Annotated in this window: 21 protein-coding genes; 11 read left to right on the forward strand and 10 right to left on the reverse strand. The window is 71.2% G+C overall.

The genetic code is table 11. From position 1 onward, the window contains the following. The first annotated feature begins 119 nt into the window (after window positions 1-119). From KV100_RS01870 to KV100_RS19990, 5 genes are all read left to right on the forward strand, one after another. The gene (locus tag KV100_RS01870) at window positions 120-1,508 is read left to right on the forward strand and encodes a glycine--tRNA ligase (protein ID WP_220341210.1); all 1,389 of its coding nucleotides are present in this window, start codon (window positions 120-122) and stop codon (window positions 1,506-1,508) included. Further along, on the forward strand, window positions 1,505-2,107 hold the full coding sequence (locus KV100_RS01875; RefSeq protein WP_220341211.1) for a hypothetical protein: 603 nt from the start codon (window positions 1,505-1,507) through the stop codon (window positions 2,105-2,107). The genes KV100_RS01870 and KV100_RS01875 overlap by 4 nt, the downstream gene beginning before the upstream one ends. A 22-nt stretch (window positions 2,108-2,129) precedes the next feature. Then, window positions 2,130-3,341, forward strand: coding sequence for a pyridoxal phosphate-dependent aminotransferase (locus KV100_RS01880; RefSeq protein ID WP_220341212.1), 1,212 nt, complete (start codon window positions 2,130-2,132; stop codon window positions 3,339-3,341). A 70-nt stretch (window positions 3,342-3,411) separates the two neighbouring features. Next, a complete protein-coding gene (dusB, locus tag KV100_RS01885; protein WP_220341213.1) occupies window positions 3,412-4,554 on the forward strand; it encodes a tRNA dihydrouridine synthase DusB in 1,143 nt (380 codons plus the stop codon). A 142-nt stretch (window positions 4,555-4,696) separates the two neighbouring features. Continuing rightward, complete coding sequence (locus KV100_RS19990; protein WP_220341214.1) at window positions 4,697-5,614, forward strand: DUF559 domain-containing protein; 918 nt, start codon at window positions 4,697-4,699, stop codon at window positions 5,612-5,614. Between the two features lie 102 nt (window positions 5,615-5,716). Here the strand turns inward: KV100_RS19990 and KV100_RS01895 are convergent, their stop codons facing one another. After that, window positions 5,717-7,147, reverse strand: coding sequence for a PH domain-containing protein (locus KV100_RS01895; protein ID WP_220341215.1), 1,431 nt, complete (start codon window positions 7,145-7,147; stop codon window positions 5,717-5,719). Beyond that, on the reverse strand, window positions 7,131-7,622 hold the full coding sequence (locus tag KV100_RS01900) for a PH domain-containing protein (protein WP_220341216.1): 492 nt from the start codon (window positions 7,620-7,622) through the stop codon (window positions 7,131-7,133). Before KV100_RS01900 ends, KV100_RS01895 begins: the two co-directional genes overlap by 17 nt. Window positions 7,623-7,806: 184 nt before the next feature. On the opposite strand from KV100_RS01900, the gene KV100_RS01905 reads away from it, so the two are divergent. Next, window positions 7,807-8,880, forward strand: coding sequence for an ABC transporter ATP-binding protein (locus tag KV100_RS01905; protein WP_220341217.1), 1,074 nt, complete (start codon window positions 7,807-7,809; stop codon window positions 8,878-8,880). Window positions 8,881-8,901: 21 nt separating this feature from the next. On the opposite strand, the gene KV100_RS01910 is transcribed toward KV100_RS01905, so the two are convergent. After that, window positions 8,902-9,861, reverse strand: a complete 960-nt coding sequence (locus tag KV100_RS01910) for an ROK family protein (protein WP_220341218.1) — start codon at window positions 9,859-9,861, stop codon at window positions 8,902-8,904. Further along, window positions 9,858-11,384: a glycoside hydrolase family 3 N-terminal domain-containing protein gene (locus tag KV100_RS01915; protein WP_220341219.1), complete on the reverse strand. Its 1,527-nt coding sequence runs from the start codon at window positions 11,382-11,384 to the stop codon at window positions 9,858-9,860. Before KV100_RS01915 ends, KV100_RS01910 begins: the two co-directional genes overlap by 4 nt. 230 nt (window positions 11,385-11,614) lie before the next feature. On the opposite strand from KV100_RS01915, the gene KV100_RS01920 reads away from it, so the two are divergent. From KV100_RS01920 to KV100_RS01930, 3 genes are all read left to right on the forward strand, one after another. Next, window positions 11,615-11,815, forward strand: a complete 201-nt coding sequence (locus tag KV100_RS01920) for a hypothetical protein (protein ID WP_220341220.1) — start codon at window positions 11,615-11,617, stop codon at window positions 11,813-11,815. Window positions 11,816-11,960: 145 nt separating this feature from the next. After that, window positions 11,961-15,518, forward strand: coding sequence for a chromosome segregation protein SMC (smc, locus tag KV100_RS01925; protein WP_220341221.1), 3,558 nt, complete (start codon window positions 11,961-11,963; stop codon window positions 15,516-15,518). A gap of 19 nt (window positions 15,519-15,537) precedes the next feature. Continuing rightward, window positions 15,538-15,987, forward strand: coding sequence for a thioesterase family protein (locus KV100_RS01930; RefSeq protein WP_220341222.1), 450 nt, complete (start codon window positions 15,538-15,540; stop codon window positions 15,985-15,987). Here KV100_RS01930 and KV100_RS01935 read toward each other — a convergent pair. Genes KV100_RS01935 through KV100_RS01950 form a run of 4 tightly spaced genes read right to left on the reverse strand, consistent with a single transcriptional unit; the run spans window position 15,950 to window position 18,599 of the window. Continuing rightward, window positions 15,950-16,495, reverse strand: coding sequence for a GNAT family N-acetyltransferase (locus tag KV100_RS01935; protein ID WP_220341223.1), 546 nt, complete (start codon window positions 16,493-16,495; stop codon window positions 15,950-15,952). The genes KV100_RS01930 and KV100_RS01935 overlap by 38 nt on opposite strands. A 29-nt stretch (window positions 16,496-16,524) precedes the next feature. Continuing rightward, window positions 16,525-17,736: a 26S protease regulatory subunit gene (locus KV100_RS01940; protein WP_220341224.1), complete on the reverse strand. Its 1,212-nt coding sequence runs from the start codon at window positions 17,734-17,736 to the stop codon at window positions 16,525-16,527. Continuing rightward, complete coding sequence (locus tag KV100_RS01945) at window positions 17,733-18,014, reverse strand: hypothetical protein (protein ID WP_220341225.1); 282 nt, start codon at window positions 18,012-18,014, stop codon at window positions 17,733-17,735. Before KV100_RS01945 ends, KV100_RS01940 begins: the two co-directional genes overlap by 4 nt. Before the next feature lie 33 nt (window positions 18,015-18,047). Continuing rightward, window positions 18,048-18,599 (reverse strand): tetratricopeptide repeat protein, encoded by a 552-nt coding sequence (locus tag KV100_RS01950; protein WP_220341226.1) that lies wholly within the window; start codon window positions 18,597-18,599, stop codon window positions 18,048-18,050. Window positions 18,600-18,824: 225 nt separating this feature from the next. Here KV100_RS01950 and KV100_RS01955 point away from each other — a divergent pair, with 225 nt between their 5' ends. Then, the gene (locus tag KV100_RS01955) at window positions 18,825-19,040 is read left to right on the forward strand and encodes a hypothetical protein (RefSeq protein ID WP_220341227.1); all 216 of its coding nucleotides are present in this window, start codon (window positions 18,825-18,827) and stop codon (window positions 19,038-19,040) included. Here the strand turns inward: KV100_RS01955 and KV100_RS01960 are convergent. Both KV100_RS01960 and KV100_RS01965 read right to left on the reverse strand, forming a co-directional pair. Next, a complete protein-coding gene (locus KV100_RS01960; RefSeq protein WP_220341228.1) occupies window positions 19,017-19,928 on the reverse strand; it encodes a M56 family metallopeptidase in 912 nt (303 codons plus the stop codon). The two genes, KV100_RS01955 and KV100_RS01960, sit on opposite strands and share 24 nt — an antisense overlap. Then, window positions 19,925-20,317: a BlaI/MecI/CopY family transcriptional regulator gene (locus tag KV100_RS01965; RefSeq protein ID WP_220341229.1), complete on the reverse strand. Its 393-nt coding sequence runs from the start codon at window positions 20,315-20,317 to the stop codon at window positions 19,925-19,927. The genes KV100_RS01960 and KV100_RS01965 overlap by 4 nt, the downstream gene beginning before the upstream one ends. A 176-nt stretch (window positions 20,318-20,493) precedes the next feature. Between KV100_RS01965 and KV100_RS01970 the strand changes: the two genes are divergently transcribed. Further along, on the forward strand, window positions 20,494-21,906 hold the full coding sequence (locus KV100_RS01970) for a cytochrome ubiquinol oxidase subunit I (RefSeq protein ID WP_220341230.1): 1,413 nt from the start codon (window positions 20,494-20,496) through the stop codon (window positions 21,904-21,906). The last annotated feature ends 9 nt before the right edge of the window (window positions 21,907-21,915 follow it).

Here is a 21,915-nt window from a genome sequence, read left to right on the forward strand (position 1 = left end):
CGGAGGCGCCCCTCGTCCGTCAGCGGCGAGGGAGTAGCCTGGAGCGGCCAACTCGGGCGCGGTCCGCCACGGCGCACCGCCCATGCCCGCCGACACCCAGCCGGAAACGGAGCACACCTGTGCCTGCCTCTGTGATCGACAACGTCGTCAGCCTCTCCAAGCGCCGGGGCTTCGTGTTCCCCAGCGGCGAGATCTACGGAGGCACGCGCTCCGCCTGGGACTACGGTCCGCTCGGCGTCGAGCTCAAGGAGAACATCAAGCGCCAGTGGTGGCGGGCGATGGTCCAGCGCCGCGACGACGTCGTCGGCCTCGACTCGTCCGTGATCCTGCCGCGCCCGGTCTGGGAGGCGTCGGGCCACGTCGACGTCTTCACCGACCCGCTGATCGAGTGCCAGCACTGCCACAAGCGGTTCCGTGAGGATCACCTCCAGGAGGCGTATGCGGCCAAGAAGGGCATCGAGAACCCTGACGACGTGCCGATGGCCGAGGTCGTGTGCCCCCACTGCGGCACCCGTGGTCAGTGGACCGAGCCGCGCCAGTTCTCCGGTCTGCTCAAGACCTTCCTGGGTCCGGTCGACTCCGAGGAGGGCATGCACTACCTGCGTCCCGAGACGGCTCAGGGCATCTTCGTCAACTTCGCGCTCGTGATGGCCGCGGCCCGCAAGAAGCCGCCATTCGGCATCGCCCAGCTCGGCAAGTCGTTCCGCAACGAGATCACGCCCGGCAACTTCATCTTCCGCACCCGCGAGTTCGAGCAGATGGAGATGGAGTTCTTCGTCAAGCCCGGCACCGACGAGGAGTGGCACCAGTACTGGATCGACGAGCGCATGCGCTGGTACACCGACCTGGGGGTGGCCGCCGACAACCTCCGGCTCTACGAGCACCCGGCCGAGAAGCTGTCGCACTACTCCAAGCGCACCGTCGACATCGAGTACCGCTTCCGCTTCGCCGGCTCGGAGTGGGGCGAGCTCGAGGGTGTCGCCAACCGCACCGACTTCGACCTCGGCACCCACTCCAAGCACTCGGGCAACGACCTCTCCTACTTCGACCAGGAGCTCGGTGAGCGCTGGACGCCGTACGTCATCGAGCCCGCAGCGGGCGTGAACCGGTCGATGATGGCGTTCCTCGTCGACGCCTACCGCGAGGACGAGGCGCCCAACGCCAAGGGCGGTGTCGACAAGCGCACCGTGCTCGCGCTCGACCCGCGCCTCGCGCCGGTCAAGGCCGCGGTGCTGCCGCTCTCGCGCAACGAGCGGCTGAGCCCCGCCGCCCGCGATCTCGCCGCGGAGCTGCGACAGAGCTGGAACGTCGAGTTCGACGACGCCGGCGCGATCGGCCGCCGCTACCGCCGCCAGGACGAGATCGGCACGCCGTTCTGCATCACCGTCGACTTCGACACCCTGGATGACAACGCGGTGACCATCCGTGAGCGCGACACGATGACGCAGGAGCGCGTCGCGCTCGACCAGGTCCCGGCGTACCTCGCGGCGCGGCTGATCGGCGCATGACACGACGTACGGCCCGGGGCGGCGGCCTGGTCGCCCTGGCCGTCGCCGTGGGGCTGGTCCTCGCAGGGTGCAGCGGCGGCGACGACGAGGGGTCGGCCGACGCGACGCCGGAGCCGTCGTCCGCGGTGGAGCTCCCCGACGGAGTGGAGCTGACCGAGGCCGGGGCGGAGGTCGCGCTGGGCAAGCCCGCCACGGTCGGCTATCCCGTCGGCGAGGCGGCGAGCGCGATCACGGTCACCGTCTCGTCGGTGAAGCCGGGGAAGATCGCGGACCTCGCGGGATACGTGCTCGACCCGGTGTCGGCGACCTCCACCCCGTACTACGTCGGTGTCCAGGTGCGCAACGACGGTCCTGACCCGCTCGGTGGCGCCGCGGTCCCCGTGTACGGGTTCGACTCGACACCGGCCTACTTCCCCCCGACGACGTTCAGGGGCGAGCCGTACAAGCGTTGTGCGGGTGGTGCGCTGCCGAAGGCCTTCGAGCCGGGCGCGACGTGGAAGGGCTGCTTCGTGCTGCTCGTACCGAAGGGTGCGACGCTGCAGTCGGTGCAGGTACGGACGTCCGATCTCGCCAGCCCGGTCTCCTGGCCCGTCGGCTGAGGCACGCTGGCATGCTTGGCCCATGCGCGAGGTGATGCAGTCCACGAAGCTGGCCGACGTCCTCTACGACATCAGAGGACCGGTTCTCGAGGAGGCCAGGCGCCTCGAGGACGAGGGCCACCGCATCCTCAAGCTCAACATCGGCAATCCCGCGCCGTTCGGGTTCGAGGCACCCGACGAGATCCTCGTCGACATCATCGCCAACCTGCACCAGGCCCAGGGATACAGCGACTCCAAGGGCCTGATGCCCGCGCGCCGGGCGATCGTGCAGCACTACGAGGAGCGCGTCTGCGACGTCGACGTCGAGGACGTCTACATCGGCAACGGCGTGTCCGAGCTCATCGTGATGGCGATGCAGGCGCTGCTCGACGACGGCGACGAGGTGCTCGTGCCGATGCCGGACTATCCGCTGTGGACCGCCGCGGTCAGCCTCGCCGGCGGGACCGCGGTGCACTACCGGTGCGACGAGGCCTCGGACTGGAACCCAGACCTCGACGACCTGCGCTCCAAGGTCACCGACCGCACCAAAGCCGTCGTGGTGATCAACCCCAACAACCCGACCGGTGCCGTCTATGCACCGCAGGTGCTGGAGGAGATCGCGCAGGTGGCGCGCGAGAACGAGCTGATCGTCTACGCCGACGAGATCTACGACAAGATCCTGTACGACGACGCCGAGCACACCTTGATGGCGTCGGTGGCCGACGACATCGTCTGCGTCACCTTCAACGGCCTCTCCAAGGCGTACCGCGTCGCCGGCTTCCGCAGCGGCTGGATGATGATCACCGGCCCGAAGCACCATGCGCGCAGCTACATCGAGGGCCTCAACATGCTGGCCAACATGCGGCTGTGCCCCAACGTGCCGTCCCAGTACGCGATCGCGACCGCGCTCGGGGGTCGGCAGTCGATCAACGCGCTGCTGCTGCCGGGCGGACGGCTCCTCGAGCAGCGCAACCGGGCGTACGAGCTGCTCACCGCGATCCCCGGCGTCAGCTGTGTCAAGCCGAGGGGTGCGCTCTACATGTTCCCGCGGCTGGACCCGCAGATGTACCCGATCGCCGACGACGAGAAGTTCGCCTACGAGCTGCTCCGGGAGCAGAAGCTGCTCGTGGTCCAGGGGACCGGGTTCAACTGGCCGACGCCGGACCACTTCCGGATCGTCACGCTGCCTCGGCTCGAGGACCTCGAGGACGCCGTCGGCCGGATCGCGCGCTTCCTGGAGACCTACGCGTCCTGAGGACGCCCACGACGCCCCGGCGGTGCCTGGCCGCTCGGGTCGGTTGACCGCGCCTGGGAGAATGGACGTCATGCCCACGACCGCTCCCGTACGCCCGTCGCTGCGCCTCGGCGACCTCGAGGTCGCGACACCGGTCGTGCTCGCCCCGATGGCCGGCGTCACCAACGCCGCCTTCCGGCAGCTGTGCGCGGAGCAGGGCGCGGGTCTCTACGTCTGCGAGATGATCACCTCGCGCGGGATCGTCGAGCGCGACCCGATCAGCCTGCGGATGCTGAGCTTCGCCGCGGCGGAGTCGGTGCGCTCGGTCCAGCTGTACGGCATCGACCCCGTCTATATCGGCCGCGCGGTGCAGATCCTCTGCGACGAGTACGGCGTCGCGCACGTCGACCTCAACTTCGGCTGTCCTGTCCCCAAGGTGACCCGCAAGGGTGGCGGTGCCGCTCTGCCGTGGAAGTCGACCTTGCTCGGCGAGATCCTGACCGCGGCCGTCCGTGCCGCGCGACCGTACGGCGTGCCGGTGACGATGAAGACCCGCAAGGGCATCGACGAGGACCACCTGACCTACCTCGACGCCGGACGCATCGCCCAGGAGGCCGGGTGCGCCGCGATCGCGCTGCACGGCCGTACGGCGGCCCAGCACTACTCCGGCCGTGCCGACTGGGAGTCGATCGCCACGCTCAAGCAGGCCGTCGACATCCCGGTGCTCGGCAACGGTGACATCTGGGAGGCCTCCGACGCGCTCGCGATGGTGGAGCAGACCGGCGCCGACGGCGTCGTGGTGGGGCGTGGCTGCCTCGGGCGCCCGTGGCTGTTCCGCGATCTCGCGGCGGCGTTCGCCGGCGAGCAGGACACGGCCATGCCGTCGCTCGGAGAGGTCGCGGGGTGGATGCGGCGGCACGCCGAGCTGCTCTCGGCCGACATGGGCGAGGAGCGCGGGTGCATCGAGTTCCGCAAGCACATCGCGTGGTACCTCAAGGGCTTCCGGGCTGGGGGCGAGATGCGCCACGCGCTCGCGACGATCAGCTCGCTGGGAGCCCTCGACGCGCTGCTCGCCGACCTCGACCACGACGAGCCGTACCCGGTCGCCGAGCTCGGCAAGCCGCGCGGGCGGCAGGGGAGCCCGAAGCGGGTCGCCCTGCCCGACGGCTGGCTGACCTCGCGCGAGGTCACCCACATCGACGCCGCCGCCGAGGACGCAACCTCCGGCGGCTGAGCGACGGCGCCCGTCCCCGTTTTGTCGACTTCCGGTCGCTTTCTGCGCCGCAGACCGTCCACAAGTCGACGAAACGCGGACGGCGTCCACAGGTGGGCTCGGCCTGCGCCCGAAGGTGGCCGACGGGAACCACCGTGACCGGGTGAAGCCCATACCCGCCCCCTTGTACGACCGTCCATTCACGAGCACGGAGGCAGCGCGCCACGGACTGTCCGCGCGCGGCCTGCGTGGCCGTCGGTTCCGAGCGCTCTTCCGTGGGGTGCACGTGCGCGCCGACCTGGCCATGACGTGGGTGCTGTGGGTGCGAGCAGGCCTCCTGGTGATGCCCGAGGACGCGCTCGCGAGCCACCTCACCGCACTCCGGCTGTGGGGCCTGGCGCTCCGGTCGCCCCTTCCGTTGCACTTCTCGACGAACACCACCTGTGTCGTGGTCCGCGACGAGATCCGTCTGCACCGGCGTCGCGGGCGCCTGCACGCGTACGTCCGTGACCGCATCGCGTGCACGGGACCGGATCGGACCTACGTCGACTGCGCGACCGTGCTGTCGCTCGTCGAGCTGGTCCAGGCCGCGGACCACCTGCTCCACGCCGGCCACACCACGCTCGCCGGCCTCCGGTCGTACCTCGACGGCTGTCACCTCCACGGCGTGGTCCGTGCCCGGCGCGCTTTCACGCTGGTCCGGGAGCGAGTCGAGTCGCCGATGGAGAGCCTCGTCCGCCTCGCCCTCGTCTTCGCCCGTCTGCCCGAGCCGGAGTGCAACCGCGACATCACCGACGGTGCCGGTGGTTTCGTCGCACGCTGCGATCTGGTGTACGCGCGGTGGCACGTCGTCGTCGAGTACGACGGTGTGTGGCACGAACGCTCGCCGGAGCAACGCGCGTACGACCGGACCCGGCGCGAGCGGCTGGAACGCCTCGGCTGGACCGTCATCGTCGTGCTCGCCGACGACCTGCCCACGATGGAGCGCGTCGTCTGGAGGGTGTACGGCGCTTTGCGCGACCGCGGGTACGACGGGCCGCGCCCCCACCTCAATGCGATGTGGCTCCGCTGGTTCGGGTGACCCCGCGTCCGCGTCCGCGTTTCGTCGATTTGCGGTCGGTCTGGGCGCACAGAACCGACCGCAAGTCGACGAAACGCGGACGGGCGGCTGAGCGACGGCGCGTCAGGCTTCGCCGAGGGCCTCGCGGGCCCGACGTGCGAGAACCAGCTGAGTGGTCGCGAGGGCACGCGCATCAGCCGCATCGAGGGAGCGGCCGCGTGCCGCGACAGGCCCGTCGGGCGTGTGGACGGCGACGTCCGCGACACCCCGCAGACGCTGCAGCGGCCCCTGCGAGAGGGTCACGGACTGCGTCTTCGCGTGCGGGACGACGTCGGTCCGGTGGGTCACCCACCCCTGCTCGGCGACGAAGGCGTGCCCGTCCGACCCCGCCGCACGGAATCGCCAGCCCACGGGCGCGAGCAGCCACGACCGACGCGGCGCCCGCACCTTCGGCACCGCCGACGGATCGACGTCGGCGAACAGCTCGGCAAGGACACGCCGCACCTCCTCCGGCGTCGCCGCCGGGACGAGGGTCGCGCTCCCCGAGTCGTCGGAGTCGCGCGAGGCGCCGGCGACGGTGACCTCGGCGCGGTGGAGGTGCAGCGGCCGCCACAGCGCCGCCTGGCGGGAGACGACCGCCTGCACCCGGTCGTACGGGATTGTCTGCGAGATCCGCGAGAGCAACCCGCGCGTGACATGGAGCCCGGTGGGAGCGCGCCGCAGCGTGAAGCCCCACTGAGCGATCACGCGCGACATGATCACCTGGCCCGCCCACAGCAGCAGGGGGACCACACCGAAGACGATCAGGCCGGGGAACACGACTCCGCCGACCACGAGTGCCGTCAAGAACACCGCGGGGGTCAGGAACTCCGCTGACAGGACGGTCGCCACCACGAGTCGGGTCGGGGGTACGACGAGGATCGGCGGGGAGAGATCGAGAGATGGCACCGGTGGCGGACCCGGCGGGGCAGTGCCGGCCCCGTCCGAGCCTGCGACACCGGGCGCGGCCGGCGCGGGGACCGCCGCGGTTTCCCGCAGGGCCTGCGAGCCTGCCTCGTACGCCCGTTGCAGGAGCATCGCGCGCAGCCGGTCGGCCTCGCCGCGCCGGAGGTACTGGAGCGAGACACGTGAGTCGTCGCCACCCGCCAGCTCGATCCTGAGCTCGCACAGCCCGAAGATCCGGGCGGCGAACGGCTCGGCCACGTCGACGGACTGGATCCGCTCGTACGGCGCGCGCCGCGAGCGTCGTGTGAGGACGCCGCTCTCCACCCGGACCTCGCGCCCGTCGATGAAGTAGCGCGTGAACCGCCACGACAGGTAGCCGAACGCGATCCCGAGGACCGCGGCGGCGGCCACGATGGCGAGCCCGATCCACAGTGCCGACAGCAGGCTGCGCTCCGGCCCGCCCTCGAGGACGTCGCGTCCGAATCCGACGAGACCGGCCGCGACCCACAGCCACACCCGCACCAGCGCGCTCGCCGGGTGCGTCCGCTGTCCGACCGCGGGAAGCGCCTCCTGCGGGGGGAGCGCCGGGTGCTCAGATCCCGGAGCCACGGGTCTTCCGGAGCTCGGTCAGCCGGTCGCGGAGTCGGGCGGCCTCGTCGGAGGGGATCCCGGGGATCACGGCCGAGGTGTGGGAGCTCGCGGTGTGCAGCGAGACCTTGGCGATCCCGAGCGAACGCTCCAACGGACCGGCCGTGACGTCGACGTACTGGACACGGCCGTACGGGACCGCGACGATCTTGCGCCACGCGACTCCGTGGCGGATCCACAGGTCCTCGGCGTTCTCGGCGAAGCCCCACGCCGCCTGGTTGCGGGCCGCCCAGAACCAGCCCCAGACGAGAACGGCCACCGCGACGCCCGCCACGGCGGCGACCGGCCACCACCACTGGAGCAGGAGCGCGAGGGCGACACAGACCACGACCGCGGGAACCACCGTCCACAGCACCAGGACGAGGCGGTGCAGCGTGCGCAGCTTGACCGAGACGGGGTGCCACGTCTCGGCGGGTGGTGCGAAGAGCGGATCCACGCTCCGACCCTATCGGGGGCCGTCGGCGGAACCCCGCCGGTCCGGCGTCGCGGACCTCGGATCACCGCAACCCGTAGACGGATAAGTCGTCCTGGGCAACAATGAGCCGCAGGCCCGTCCCGGGTCGTCTCCACTTCACTCGGATCGTGCGGCACGTTCCTGCCGCTGAAGGGATGTATCAGTCATGGCATCTGTCACCTTCGAGAAGGCGACGCGCGTCTTCCCGGGCCAGGAGCGGCCCGCCGTCGACAAGCTCGAGCTCGAGGTCAACGACGGCGAGCTCCTCGTCCTCGTCGGGCCCTCAGGCTGCGGCAAGTCCACCTCCCTGCGGATGCTCGCGGGACTGGAGGACGTCGACGCCGGCCGGATCCTCATCGGGACCCGCGAGGTCACGGACCTCCCGCCCAAGTCCCGCGACATCGCGATGGTCTTCCAGAACTACGCGCTCTATCCGCACATGTCGGTCGCCGAGAACATGGGCTTCGCGCTCAAGATCGCCGGCAAGTCCAAGAGCGAGATCAAGTCACGTGTCGCCGAGGCTGCTGACATGCTGGGACTGACCGAGTACCTCGACCGCAAGCCGAAGGCGCTCTCGGGCGGCCAGCGCCAGCGCGTCGCCATGGGCCGCGCGATCGTACGGTCGCCGCAGGTGTTCCTCATGGACGAGCCGCTGTCGAACCTCGACGCCAAGCTGCGCGTCCAGACCCGCGCACAGATCGCGCAGCTGCAGCGCCGTCTCGGCACCACCACGGTCTACGTGACGCACGACCAGGTCGAGGCGATGACGCTCGGCGACCGGGTCGCGGTCATGAAGGACGGTGTCCTCCAGCAGATCGACACCCCCCGTGCGACGTACGACGCGCCCAACAACGTCTTCGTCGCGGGCTTCCTCGGCTCTCCGGCGATGAACCTCTTCGAGGTGGAGGTCACCGAGGGAGGAGTCAAGGTCGGCGACACCGTCGTGCCGGTGACGCGCGAGGTGCTCGCGCACGCCGACGCCGCCACGGTCACGCTGGGCGTCCGCCCGGAGGACATGGCGCTCGGTGAGCAGGGGATCGCAACCGTCGTCGACGTCGTCGAGGAGCTCGGCTCGGACGCATTCGCCTACGGCCACACCAAGCACGATGACAAGGACCAGCTCCTCGTCTCCCGGGTCAACTGGCGTACGCCGCCGGCCATCGGCGACGTCGTCCACCTCACGGTCGACCCTGAGCGCGTCCACGTCTTCTCGAAGGCGACCGGCCTGCGTCTCGGCTGAGCGACGGGCGGGGCGCCGGCGTCACGGCGTCCCGCCCGCACGCCGGCCCTCGCTCGCGAGGGCGGCTGACCCGAGGGCGGCGGCCCCGAGCGCGGCGGCCGGATAGTCGACGGGCAGCGCGAGCGTCCGCTCCCGCAGCCGCATGCTCGACACGAACGCCGAGGCGGTCGCGTCGGCGTCCATCCGCGCGAACAACGGTTTGGTCACGCGGTCGCCGAGCCGCATCACGCCACCCGTCAGCACCACGCGTGCCGGGTCCACCGCAAGGGTCACGATGCGGACCGCTTCCACGAGCCGACCCACGAACGACTCACGGACGGCGATCGCCCGCTCGTCCCCGGCGTCGGCGGCGTCGAACATCGCGACCGGCTGGGGGGAGGGACCGTCGTACGGCCACTGGCGTGCGAGTCCGCGACCCGAGGCGTAGAGCTCGAGGCATCCACGCTGCCCGCACGTGCAGAGGGGCCCGTCCTCGACGACGGTGAGGTGCCCGACCTCACCCGCGAGCCCCGACGCGCCGTGCCGGAGTCGCCCGCCGAGGACGAGGCCCGCGGCGAGGCCGGTCCCGACAGACAGCAGTGCGAGGTCCTGGGGCTCGCCGCGCGAGCGGAGCCACGTGGCGGCGCCGGACGCGGCCGCGTTCACGTCGTTGTTGACGGTTACCGGGATCGACAGGGCCTGGCTGAGCACGCCCCGGAGATCGAGCGGGTGGTGGACGTCGAGGTTGACGGCGTTGGTCAGCACACCGGCCGCGTCGACCGCACCGGGGATCCCGACGCCCGCCGCGACGAGCGTCGTCCCGCTCGGCAGCCTCTCGACCAGCCGCCCGACCACCTCCAGCGCGGTGGCGACGACCCCGGCGGGGCCCGGTGCCGTGGGGAGGCGGGCCTCCGCCAGCACCTCGTCGGGACGGGCTTGGTCGGCGGCGATGCCGTGGACCTTGGTCCCGCCGATGTCCAACCCGATGGTGGTGGCGATCATCGTTCCTCTCGGTGGGGACCGTCGGGTGCGGGTGCGGGTGCGGGTGCGGGTGCCGTCGCCCGCCGTGCGCGGTCGATCGCCTCGCCGACGGCCCGGGACGGGGGCAGAGAGCCCCCCCACCCTCGTACGACGCGGGGGAGGGCGTCGATCTCGGGCGCGGGCCAGCCCAGCTCCACCACGACGGCGTCGGGGCGCGCGTCGACGAGAGTACGGAGCCACGCCCAGCTGTCGGCATGAGAGGCGGCAGCGCGGGCGACGACCACGAGCGGACCGTCGTGTCCCCGCAGGTCGGTCGCCGAGGGGTGGCCGTCGACGACCGAGACGACGGAGGCGCCGGTGACGCCGAGATCTCCCCACGCCGCGTCCCCGACGGCCATGTTGGCGCCGGTCTCGAGGCGGACGACGAGGGGTGGCCCGTCGCCGACGGTCCCCACCTCGCCGACGACCGCCACGGCGGCGCGCCGCCCGGCGGCTCGCCCGGTCTCGACCAGCGTCGGGTCGGCCGGCCTCGCGCCTGTCGCATAAGCGGCGCTCAGCGCGTCCACCCGCGCGGCGGCGTCGTACAACCGCTCGACGGGAAGCGTCCCGTCCCCGACGGCGGCGACGACGGCGTCGACGACGTCGCGCACCTCGTCCCGCCCGCGTCCACGCAGCGAGGGCCCGATGCACAGCAGGTCGGCCCCCGCGGCGAGGGACGCCACGGCGGCCGCCGGGACACCGATCATGGCGCTCGCGCCCGCCATGTCGAGGGCATCGGTGATGATGACGCCGCTGAACCCGAGCTCGCCGCGGAGGAGCCCGGTGAGGATCCTCGGGCTCAGCGTCGCCGGACGCTCGGGGTCGAGCGCGGGCAGCACGATGTGAGAGGTCATGATCGTCGCGGCGCCGGCCGCGCTCGCCGCCACGAAGGGGACGAGCTCGCGCCTCAGGAGAGTGGAGAGGTCCGCGTCGACACGGGGGAGCGCCAGGTGGGAGTCGGTGGAGGTGTCGCCGTGGCCCGGGAAGTGCTTCACGCACGCGGCGACACCCTGGCTCTGGAGCCCACGCACCCACGCCGCGGTGTGGCGGGCGACGAGGGCGGGATCGGCGCCGAAGCTGCGGGTCCCGATCACCGGGTTGCGCGGGTTGGAGTTGACGTCGGCGTCCGGCGCGAGGTCGAGCGAGATCCCGGCCGCCTTGAGCTCCGCGCCGATCGCGCGAGCGACGGCGCCGGTGGTCCTCAGGTCGTCGGCGCGACCGAGCACGGCGTTGCCCGGGTACGGGCTGCTGTCGGCGTAGTGCAACCGGGTGACGTCACCGCCCTCTTCGTCGAGGGCCAGCACCAGCGAGGGACACGCGGCGGCCAGCGCCCGGCCGAGGCTCGCGACCTCGAGGGGGTCGGCGGCGAGGTTGTTGCCGTAGAGGCAGATCCCGCCGAGCCCGTCGTCGGCCAGGCCGGCCAACCACCCGGGCACCGAGGTCCCCTCGAACGCGCCGAGGACGGTCCGGTGCGCGGCTCGGCGTACGGAGGCGTCGGCGATCATCCCTCGCTCACCCGGTCAGTCCATCGGACGGGGCCGCCGCCGGTCAAGCGCCACAGGCCCGAGCGGTGGACGGCGGAGCCGGATTGACCCGAATGGGACCCGGGTGGGACACTAGGAGACGGCGTCGTCCGTCCCACGACGGCTCGCCGGTCAAGGGTCACTCGACAGGCCGGCTCGACCTTCCGGATGCGGCGTCGCCCCGCCCATCAGTCCCGATGAGAAGGAATCCGATGGCCAAGGCTCTCCTCGGCTACGTGGCGACGCCGAGCGTCCACCAGCAGGTCCGCGAAACCCAGCTTCGCCGACGCATCGCCGATCTCGAGGCGGAGGTGGTCCGGCTCAAGCACGAGAACGACGAGCTGAGCGCCTCGACCGACCTCGACCAGGTGCGTCTGTCGACTGCCGACCTGCTGGAGACCGCCGGCTCCTGACCCCCGGGTCCCCTCTGGGTCCGACGGGGGGCGTGGCGCTGCCCCGGGCGTGGCGCGACGGGCGACCGCTGCCGGTCGCCTACCCTGAGAGCGGCATCCTTCCCCGCTGCCCGCAGTCCCTGTCGTACGCGTGAAGGAGCATGGCTTGCATCTCAAGAGCCTGACGCTGCGTGGGTTCAAGTCCTTCGCGTCTGCCACCCACCTCCAGCTCGAGCCCGGCATCACCTGTGTCGTCGGACCCAACGGCTCCGGCAAGTCCAACGTCGTCGACGCCCTCGCCTGGGTCATGGGCGAGCAGGGGGCCAAGTCGCTGCGCGGCGGCAAGATGGAGGACGTCATCTTCGCCGGGACCGCGGGTCGGGCGCCGCTCGGGCGCGCGGAGGTCGTCCTCACGATCGACAACGCCGACGGTGCACTCCCGATCGAGTACGCCGAGGTGACGATCTCGCGCACGATGTTCCGCAACGGCGGCTCCGAGTACGCGATCAACGGCAACCACTGCCGGCTCCTCGACGTGCAGGAGCTGCTCAGCGACTCCGGCATCGGTCGTGAGATGCACGTGATCGTCGGCCAGGGCCAGCTCGACTCCGTCCTCCGGGCGTCGCCGGAGGAACGCCGAGGCTTCATCGAGGAGGCGGCCGGTGTTCTCAAGCACCGCAAGCGCAAGGAGAAGGCGCTCCGCAAGCTCGACGCGACCGACGGCAACCTGACTCGTCTCCAGGACCTCCTCGCCGAGATCCGTCGCCAGCTCAAGCCGCTGGGCCGCCAGGCGGAGGTGGCCCGCAGGGCTGCGGTCGTCCAGGCCGACGTCCGCGACGCCCGAGCGCGGCTGCTCGCCGACGACGTCGTCCGTGCCCGCGAGGTCCTGCGCTCGGAGCTCGCCGACGAGGAGGCGCTCAAGCACCGGCGTGCCGCCGTCGAGGGAGCCGTCCATCAGATGCGCGACGAGGAGGCGGCGCTCGAGGACGCGCTGCGTGCCGACGCGCCGCGGCTGCAGGAGGCGCAGGACACCTGGTACGGCCTCACCAGCATGCGCGAGCGCGTCCAGGGCACGGCCGGTCTCGCCGCCGAGCGGGTCCGCAACGCCGCCGCGCTCCCTCCTGACGAGCGACGGGGCCGCGACCCTGAGGAGCTCGAGGACGAGGCCGGTCGGTTCGAGGCCCAGGAGAAGGCGATCGCCGAGGAGGTCGCCGCCGCCGAGAAGGGGCTCCAGGACGCGATCGCCGCCCGCAAGGAGGCAGAGCAGGCCTTCCAGGTCGAGGACCGCCGCATCGCCGACCTCGTCCGAGCCGCCTCCGACCGGCGTGAAGGGCTCGCGCGTCTCACCGGTCAGGTCAACACGCTCCGCACGAGGGTCCTCGCCGCGGAAGAGGAGATTGGTCGGCTCGAGGAGAACCGCCTGCTCGCCGAGCAGCGCGCCCAGCGCGCTCAGCACGAGTTCACGGTCGCCGAGACGCAGGTGGCGGGTCTCGGGTCGGGTGAGACCGGCCTGGCCGCGGAGATCGAGGCCGCCGAGGCCGCGCTCGCCGACGCGACCGAGCGGCTTGCCAAGACCAAGGACGCGGTCCACTCCGCCGATCGCGAGCGTGCAGCTCTCGAGGCACGCAAGGAGGCCCTCGAGATGGGTCTCGCGCGCAAGGACGGTGCCGGTGCCGTGCTCGGCGCCTCCGACCGGCTTGGTGGTGTCCTGGGCTCGGTCGCCGCGGTCATGACAGTGCGGGAGGGGTACGAGACGGCCGTGGCCGCAGCCCTGGGCCCGGCCGCCGATGCCGTCGCCGTCGACACGCTGGAGACCGCGCTCAGCGCCGTCGCGTCGTTGAAGGAGGGCGCAGACGGCCGCGCCGGACTCGTCCTCGGATCGGCCGAGGCCGGCGACCGGACGTCGTGGCCGTCGCTGCCCTCTGGTGCCTCGTACGCCCTCGACGTCGTGGAGGCTCCGGCCGGGGTGCACGCGGCTCTCGGTCGCCTGCTCGACCGCGTCGCGGTCGTCGACGACGTCGAGGCGGCGCGCGCCCTGGTCGAGCGGATGCCGGAGCTCGTCGCGGTGACGCGCGACGGCGACCTGGTCGGTGGCCACTACGTGGCCGGGGGTTCGCAGGACGTCCCGAGCCTCATCGAGGTCCAGGCCGCGGTCGACCACGCCGGTGAGAGCCTCCGCGAGGTCGCTGCCCGTCGCGACGAGCTGGACGTGGAGGTCGCCGACCTGACGGTGCAGCGCGACGAGGCCAAGCAGCGCCTCGACGTCGCGGTCTCGAAGCGCCGCGAGTCGGAGGCGAAGTCGAACGCCCTGACCGAGAAGCTCGCCCAGCTCGGGTCGACCGTCAAGGCGGCCAAGGACGAGGCGACCCGCGTCGCGGCCGCGATCACGACGGCGCAGAAGGCGCGCGACGACGCGGCCTCCGGTCTCGTCGAGCTCGAGCAGCGCCTCGCGGACGCCGAGGAGGCGCCCGAGGACGAGCCGGACACCAGCGCGAGGGAAGAGCTCGCCGAGGCGGCTCGGGCGAGCCGCGCCGCGGAGACCGACGCGCGGCTGGCCCTGCGGACGAGCGAGGAGCGGGCTCGCGCGATCTCTGGCCGCGCGGCCGGTCTGCGTCGCCGGGCGAGCGAGGAGCGCGCCGCCCGCGAGCGCGACCGCGTACGCCGCGAGCGGCTGCGTCGTGAGGGCGCTGCCGCGCGTGCCGTCGGTGAGGCCGCGCAGGTCGTGCTGGAGCACGTGGCGGTGTCGCTCGCCGCGGCCAAGAAGGCGCGCGACGAGATCATGGAGGCGCGTGCGGGCCGCGACCAGCAGCTGGCCGACGTACGCCGTCGGCTCCGCGACCTGTCCGTCGACCTTGCCCGGCTGACCGACTCCGTCCACCGTGACGAGGTCGCCCGGACCGAGCAGCGGCTCCGGATCGAGGCGCTCGAGCAGCGGGCGCTGGACGAGATCGGTGTCGAGGTCGACACGCTGGTCGCCGAGTACGGCCCCGAGACGCTCGTCCCCGTACCCCGTCCTGTCGATGCGGACGAGGATGAGCCCGACCCGGAGCCGGTGCCGTTCGTCCGCGCCGAGCAGGAGAAGCGGCTGCGCGTGGCCGAGAAGTCGCTCGCTCTCCTGGGCAAGGTCAACCCCCTGGCGCTGGAGGAGTTCTCGGCGCTGGAGGAGCGGCACAAGTTCCTGTCCGAGCAGCTCGAGGACCTGCGCAAGACCCGCAAGGACCTCCTCGACATCGTCATCGAGGTCGACCAGCGCGTGGAGCAGGTGTTCACCAGCGCCTGGCACGACGTCTCCCGCGAGTTCGAGGGGGTGTTCTCCCGGCTGTTCCCCGGAGGCGAAGGGCGCCTGATCCTCACCGACCCGTCCTCGATGCTCACGACGGGGATCGAGGTGGAGGCGCGGCCCCCGGGCAAGAAGGTGAAGCGGCTGTCGCTGCTGTCGGGTGGCGAACGGTCGCTGGTGGCGGTGGCGTTCCTCGTGGCGCTGTTCAAGGCGCGACCGAGCCCGTTCTACATCCTCGACGAGGTCGAGGCCGCGCTCGACGACACCAACCTCGGGCGTCTGCTGGAAATCTACGAGGAGCTGCGCGAGAACAGCCAGCTCATCGTCATCACCCACCAGAAGCGCACGATGGAGGTGGCTGACGCGCTCTACGGCGTGTCGATGCGCGGTGACGGCGTCTCCGCGGTGATCAGCCAGCGGATGCGCGAGGCCGAGCCCGCCTAGCCCCCGCTATCGTCGGCGCGTGAGCGCCACTCCTGAAGGTCCCTCGAGCTCGAGCCGCGACGACTTCCCGGTGCTGCGCCGCATCACCACGCGGTGGTCGGACGAGGACGTCTACGGGCACGTGAACAACGTGACCTACTACTCCTACTTCGACACCGCGGTCAACGGCTACCTGATCGACGCCGCCGGCACGGACATCCGCCGGCTCGACGCGATCGGACTCGTGGTCGAGACGGGCTGCCGATTCAAGCGCGAGCTCGGCTTCCCCGAGGACGTCGAGGTGGGCCTGGCGGTGGAGAAGCTCGGCACGTCCTCGATCGTCTACGAGATCGGGCTGTTCCAGGGCACCTCTCCCGAGCCGGCGGCGATCGGGCGGTTCGTGCACGTCTACGTGACTCGCGCCGACCGGACGGTCACCCCGGTGCCGGACGTCATCCGTGCGGCGGTCGCTCCGCTGGTGCGGGGTTGATCGCCGCGCGCTCGTAGACGATCTCGAGCCCGTCCTCGTCGTCCCACTCGCCGACCTCGACGAACCCGTACGGCAGGGCGAGATCGCGCGAGACGGTGTTGTGCGGGCCGATCGTGACGCGGACGACGCGCACCCTCGGATCCGCGTCGGCGCGGGCGAGCAGCGCCTCGAGCGCAGCCCGCGCGTAGCCGCGCCGTCGGAGCTCCGGATCCACCTCGTAGCCGATCTCGACCATCCCGTCGGAGTCGGGTGGACCGTGGAAGCCCGCCCGGCCGACCGCGCGCTCTGCGTCCTCGTCCCACACGACGCCGGTGACCCACGCGGCGCTGGAGGGATCGGTGACGACCTGCTCGGCACGCATCGCCCAGATGCTGCGGAAGGTCGGGCTGACGAACGCCGCGGACAGCGGGACCTGCGCGATCGCGTTGGCCGCGTCGAGGTCACCGTCCGCGAGGGCGCGGAGGGTGTCGGGGGAGAGCTGGATGATGCAGACACGGGGGAGAGGCACCGGCTGATCGTAGGCGCGCGTGGCGGGCCTCAGAGCCGTTTTCGGATCGGCCGGCTCCGCAGGTAGGCGGCGACGTCGTCCCAACGGTCGTCGGCGTTGGAAAACTCGACGTAGTCGCGTGCGCGGCGTAGCCAGTCGAGGGTGCTGGGGCGCAGGCCAGCCAGCCCGTGCTCGATGTCGCCTGCACCGAGCGGAGCCTCGTCCCCCGTCTCGAGTGCACGGTCGATCGCTCGGTCGGCGGCCCGCTCGACGAGGGCACGCAGATCCGCTCCGGAGAAGAACTCGGTCCGCCCGGCCACACGAGCGGTGCTGCCCGGCTCGGCGTGGACATCACGAAGCAGTCGTTCCAGGATCATCTCGCGGGCACGCGCGTCTGGCGGAGGGACGAACACGTGCCGATCGAACCGGCCTGGTCGGACGAGCGCAGTGTCGACGTCCCACGGTGCGTTGGAAGCACCCATCACGAGGATGTCGGTGGTATCGCTGCCGACCCCGTCCATCACCTGGAGCAGCACGTTGGTCAAGCGTCGCGCGGAGTCTCCCTCCGCGCGGTGGCGCTTGTAGGCCAGGGCGTCCAGCTCGTCGATGAACACGACGCAGGGGGCAAACGCCCGTGCGTGGGCGAACGCGTCGGCGAGGTTGCGCTCCGATGCCCCGAAGTAGGGGGAGACGACGTCCTCGATCCGGATCGGGATGAAGGGCAGCCCGCACTCGCCGGCCACCGCGCGCGCCATCAGCGTCTTGCCGCAACCTGGAGGTCCATAGAGCAGGACACCGCCGCCGCCGTGTCGGCCGTACTTCGCGTAGAGGTCGGGCCGGACGTAGGGCATCACGATCATGCGGTGCAGGAGCTTCTTCAGGTCTTCTAGGCCACCGACGTCGCTGAAACGGATCACCTCCGCCGGCTCGGCCGGGGCATCTCCGGAGGGGGCGAGTGCCGTCGCGATGCGCGACTCGAGATCCGACAGCCCTTCGATCTGGCCCCCGCCGCGCGCGACCTCGAGGCACCCGCGCGCGACGCCGAGGTGGCCGAGCGTGAGGGCGAGATCGGCGGCCACCAAGGCTTCTTCGGGAGGAAGGGTATGCGCCGCGAGCAGGCGCGCGTACACCTCGAGTGCCGCGTCGTCGTCGCCGTCGGCGCGCAGTGCCTCGGCCAGGAGGAGCAGGAGGGTCTCGTTGTCCGGGCTGGCCTCGAGCGCGGCGCGCAGTCCCGTGATGCGCGCGTGCCCCGAGGTGGTCACCGCGCCCTCCTCTTCACCCAGGCCGTGAGGACCGCCGGGAGCGCCCAGCTGTACACAAGGAAGGCGACCCACACGGCCGCCACGGTGATCTGAACCGGCTCGGGCATCGTCGCCCGGACCAGTCTCAGGGCGACGAAGGTGACCAGCGCCACCTGCCACCAGGCGAAGCGGCTCAACAACCGCAGCGGCCACATCACGGGGAGCATCGCGATCGCGGCACGTCGCGCCGCGAGGGCCAGCTCCCGATCGTCGAGGTTGGTCGCCGCAGCCCGGCGCATGCTGCGGACCGCCGTCTCCTGGTCGCCGAGCTCCTAGGCGGCGACGGCGTCGAGCTGGAGCGCCTCCGAGTTGTCGGGCTCCTCGGCGAGCACGCGGCGCGCCAGCGCACGCGCCTGCTCCCAGCCCTTGCGGGCCACCGCGATGCGCGCACGCAGCAGGGTGAGCTCCAGAGCCTCAGGGTCGAGCTCGCGTGCCTGAGTGACCTGACGGTCGGCCTCAGCGAGCCGCTTCTCGTCGACGAGGAACGCGCCGTACCGGGTGCGTATCGCCAAGTCGGACGGGCACAGGGCGAGAGCACGCTGGAAGTGTCGCTCGGCTTCCTTGGGGCGCCTGGAGAAGTCAGCGGCCTGCGCGGCGTAGAAGTGCAGCGGACCGCTGTCGGGGTCGATCTCGAGGCCTCGGAGCGCTACCTCGTACCCTTCTTGGCGACGTCCGAGGCGGATCAGCGCGAGCGAGCGGAGCTCGAAGGCGCGAGCCTGGTCGGGTTCCGACGCGCCCTCGGCGAGGAGGTCCAGGCAACGCTGCGGGTTGCCGACGTCCAGCCAGTGCTCTGCCATCGCCAATGGGTCGCTCGTGCTCGTCATGGGCGGAGCGTAGTGACTCACCTCTCACCGCCGGACCCCGACCCACGCCGCGCCGAGATGCCCGGCGCGACCTGTGCCCGGTTGGCGCCACGTGACGCAGGTCATGTCCGAGGCGTGGTGTCCGAGGACGCGGCTGCCCCTCTCGTGTGAGAGCCTGATCGAGTCCGTTTTAGACCGAATCTTGGGGGTCGTCCTGTGTCGCCGGTCGTCGTCATCGTGCCCGTCATGCTGATCATCGTGGCAGCGGCCGTCATGCTCGGCGCAGTGCTCGCCTACCCGTACCGAGGGAAGCACGTGCCGTCGTCCGTGTGGGGCGCGGAGAGCATCGACCGGCTTCTCGTGGCGATCGCGGACCGGCTCGACATCGGTCGGCACCCCGAGGCCGAGGTCGCCGAGGTCGCCGAGGTCGCCGACGCGTCAGGTCAGCGTCGACCAGGCTGAGGCGATCCACGGCACCGCCAGGCTGAAGGTCGGCACCAGCACCACGACGGCGGCGACGACGTAGCAGGTGAGCGCCTCGACGCGACCCGCAGGTGCGGCGGCGCTGACCTCGTTCTCGAGCCGATCCATCCGGCGTACGAGCGTGCTGCTCGCTCCGAGCGCCCCGGCAGGGGCGGGGCGGGTGCCGAGCTTGACGAGCGCACGCGCCAGCGGCGTGGTGCCCGCGCGGCGCCTCGCGTGGTCGTCGGCGAGCAGCTCCACCAGGACACGCGTGCTCTCGAGCGCCGCCTCGGTCCGCAGCACCCGCGGGAAGGCCCGGTGCAGAGCCGAGAACGTGTCCACCACGACGTCGTGCCGTGCCCGGAGGTGGGCGCGCTCGTGCGCGAGGACGGCGTCGAACTCCGCCGGGTCGAGCGAGTCGAGGGTCCCTCGGGAGACCACGACACGCGCGTCGAGGCCAGGGACGCAGTAGGCGAAGGGCTCGTGGGCGTCGAGGATGCGGACCGAGCGGCCCGCGTCGTCGCGGGTGCCGACAAGATCCACCATCGCGCGGTGTCGCCGGCGGGTCGTGCGCACCTCGGCGGCCACACTGAGGAACGACCACACCGTCCGGGCGACGACGACGACGGTGAGCCCGAGGAACGCGACGTGCAGCACCATCCGTGCCACGCCGGGCTCGGGGTTCGGGGCGCCTTCGTGGACGACCAGCCACAGCGACGCGGACAGCCCGGCGCCGACGACGGCGAGGATCGCGGCGAGCGCGAGCGCCTGCCAGAGGACGACGGCCGCCCGCGGCGCGCGATAGGGCCAGTCCATCCGCGCGAGCATCGCGGGGACGGGCTGAGCCAGCGCGAGACCGATCAGCCCGAGCAGGAGCGGGGTGGTCATGAGCTCGTGGCCGGCGTCTCCGGAGGCTGCGTCGCCTCGATGCGCGCGAGAGCCTCGCGCAGAGCTCGGGCGTCGTCGTTGCTGGCGGTCTCGGCGAAGTGCACCAGCGCCGCCGTACGGTCGTCTCCGGCCGAGGCCAGGACCTCGTGCAGCAGCGTGGCGGTGAGCTCGTCACGACCGACGGTGGGCGCGTAGGTAAACGCGCGTCCGCTCCGGTCACGGTCGACGACACGCTTGCGGGCGAGCCGGTCGAGGATCGTCGTGACCGTCGTGTAGGCCAGGTCCCTGCGGGGGGTCAGAAGGTCCAGGACCTCGCGTCCGGTCAGGGGGGTGGCGGACTCCCAGAGGAGGTCCATCACCTCGCGCTCGAGCTCGCCCAGTCGTGCCATGGCTCAAGGGTACCGGGGGCTACGACTCTGTGTCGTACCCCACCTGCTGATCTACGACACTGCGTAGTAGCGTTTCTCCTACAGAGCGTCGTCGACGGTCTGGCGAGGACTCGCCGGATTCGCCGCCCACCGGCTCCGGATTTAGCCTGACGATTGATCGAGCCTTGAGGGGCACCATGGAAGCACTCGAGATCGCACGGTGGCAGTTCGGGATCACCACCGTGTACCACTTCTTCTTCGTACCGATCACCATCGGACTGTCATTTCTCGTCGCAGGCCTCGAGCTGGCCTGGGTGCGCACGCGCAACGAGAAGTGGCTCCGTCTGACGAAGTTCTTCGGCAAGATCTTCCTGATCAACTTCGCGATGGGCATCGTGACCGGCATCGTGCAGGAGTTCCAGTTCGGGATGAACTGGTCCGACTACTCGCGGTTCGTCGGTGACATCTTCGGTGCGCCGCTCGCCGTCGAGGGCCTGCTGGCGTTCTTCCTCGAGTCGACGTTCCTCGGCATCTGGATCTTCGGGTGGGACAAGCTCTCGCCCGCGCTGCACAACGCCTGCATGTGGATCGCCGCTGTCGGCACCGCGCTGTCGGCCTACTTCATCCTCGCGGCCAACTCCTTCATGCAGAACCCGGTCGGCTACACGTTCAACGCCGAGCGCGGACGCGCGGAGCTCGAGAGCTTCACCGACGTCCTCACCAACAAGGTCGTGCTCATCACGCTCCCGCACACGCTGTTCGGTGCCTTCATGGTCGCCGGCGGGCTGATGGCCGCGGTGTCGATGTGGTGGCTGATCCGCCGCAAGCCCGCGGACGCCGACGCCTTCCGATCCACCCTGCGCCTCGGAGCGGTCACCCTGCTCGTCGCGGGCCTTGGCACGATCGTCACCGGCGACATCCAGGGCAAGATCATGACCGAGGTGCAGCCGATGAAGATGGCGGCTGCAGAGGCCCTGTACGAGGATGCCCAGCCCGCGCCGTTCTCCGTGCTCACCATCGGGTCGCTCAGCGGTGACAAGCCGTTCTACCAGCTCGAGGTGCCGCACGTGCTGTCCTACCTCGCGACGGGCACGTGGGACGGTGAGGTGCGCGGCATCAACTCGCTCCAGGCCGAGTACGAGGAGACGTACGGCCCCGGCAACTACAAGCCGTACATCCCCGTCACCTACTGGAGCTTCCGCCTGATGATCACGTGCGGTGGTCTGGCGATGGCGATCGGCGCGTGGATGCTCTGGTCGACCCGCGGGGGTCGTGTGCCGCGTGGCGACAAGCGCTGGCCGATCTGGCTCGCCGTCGCCTCGATGCTCCTTCCGCTCCTCGCGAACTCCTTCGGCTGGATCTTCACCGAGATGGGTCGTCAGCCCTGGATCGTCTTCAGCCTGATGCCGACCGAGGCCGGAGTGTCGCCCAACGTCGGCGCCGGCACGGTGCTCACGTCCTTGATCGTCTTCACCCTCGTCTACGGCGTTCTCGCGGTGATCGAGGTCAAGCTGCTCCTGGCAGCCGTCAAGAAGGGGTTGCCCGAGGTGGACCCGGACAACGAGACAGGCAAGCAGCCCGACGACCGCCCGATGGCGTTCGCGTACTGAGAGGAGAGG

Source organism: Mumia sp. zg.B21 (assembly GCF_019550855.1).
In the GTDB taxonomy this organism is placed as follows: domain Bacteria; phylum Actinomycetota; class Actinomycetes; order Propionibacteriales; family Nocardioidaceae; genus Mumia.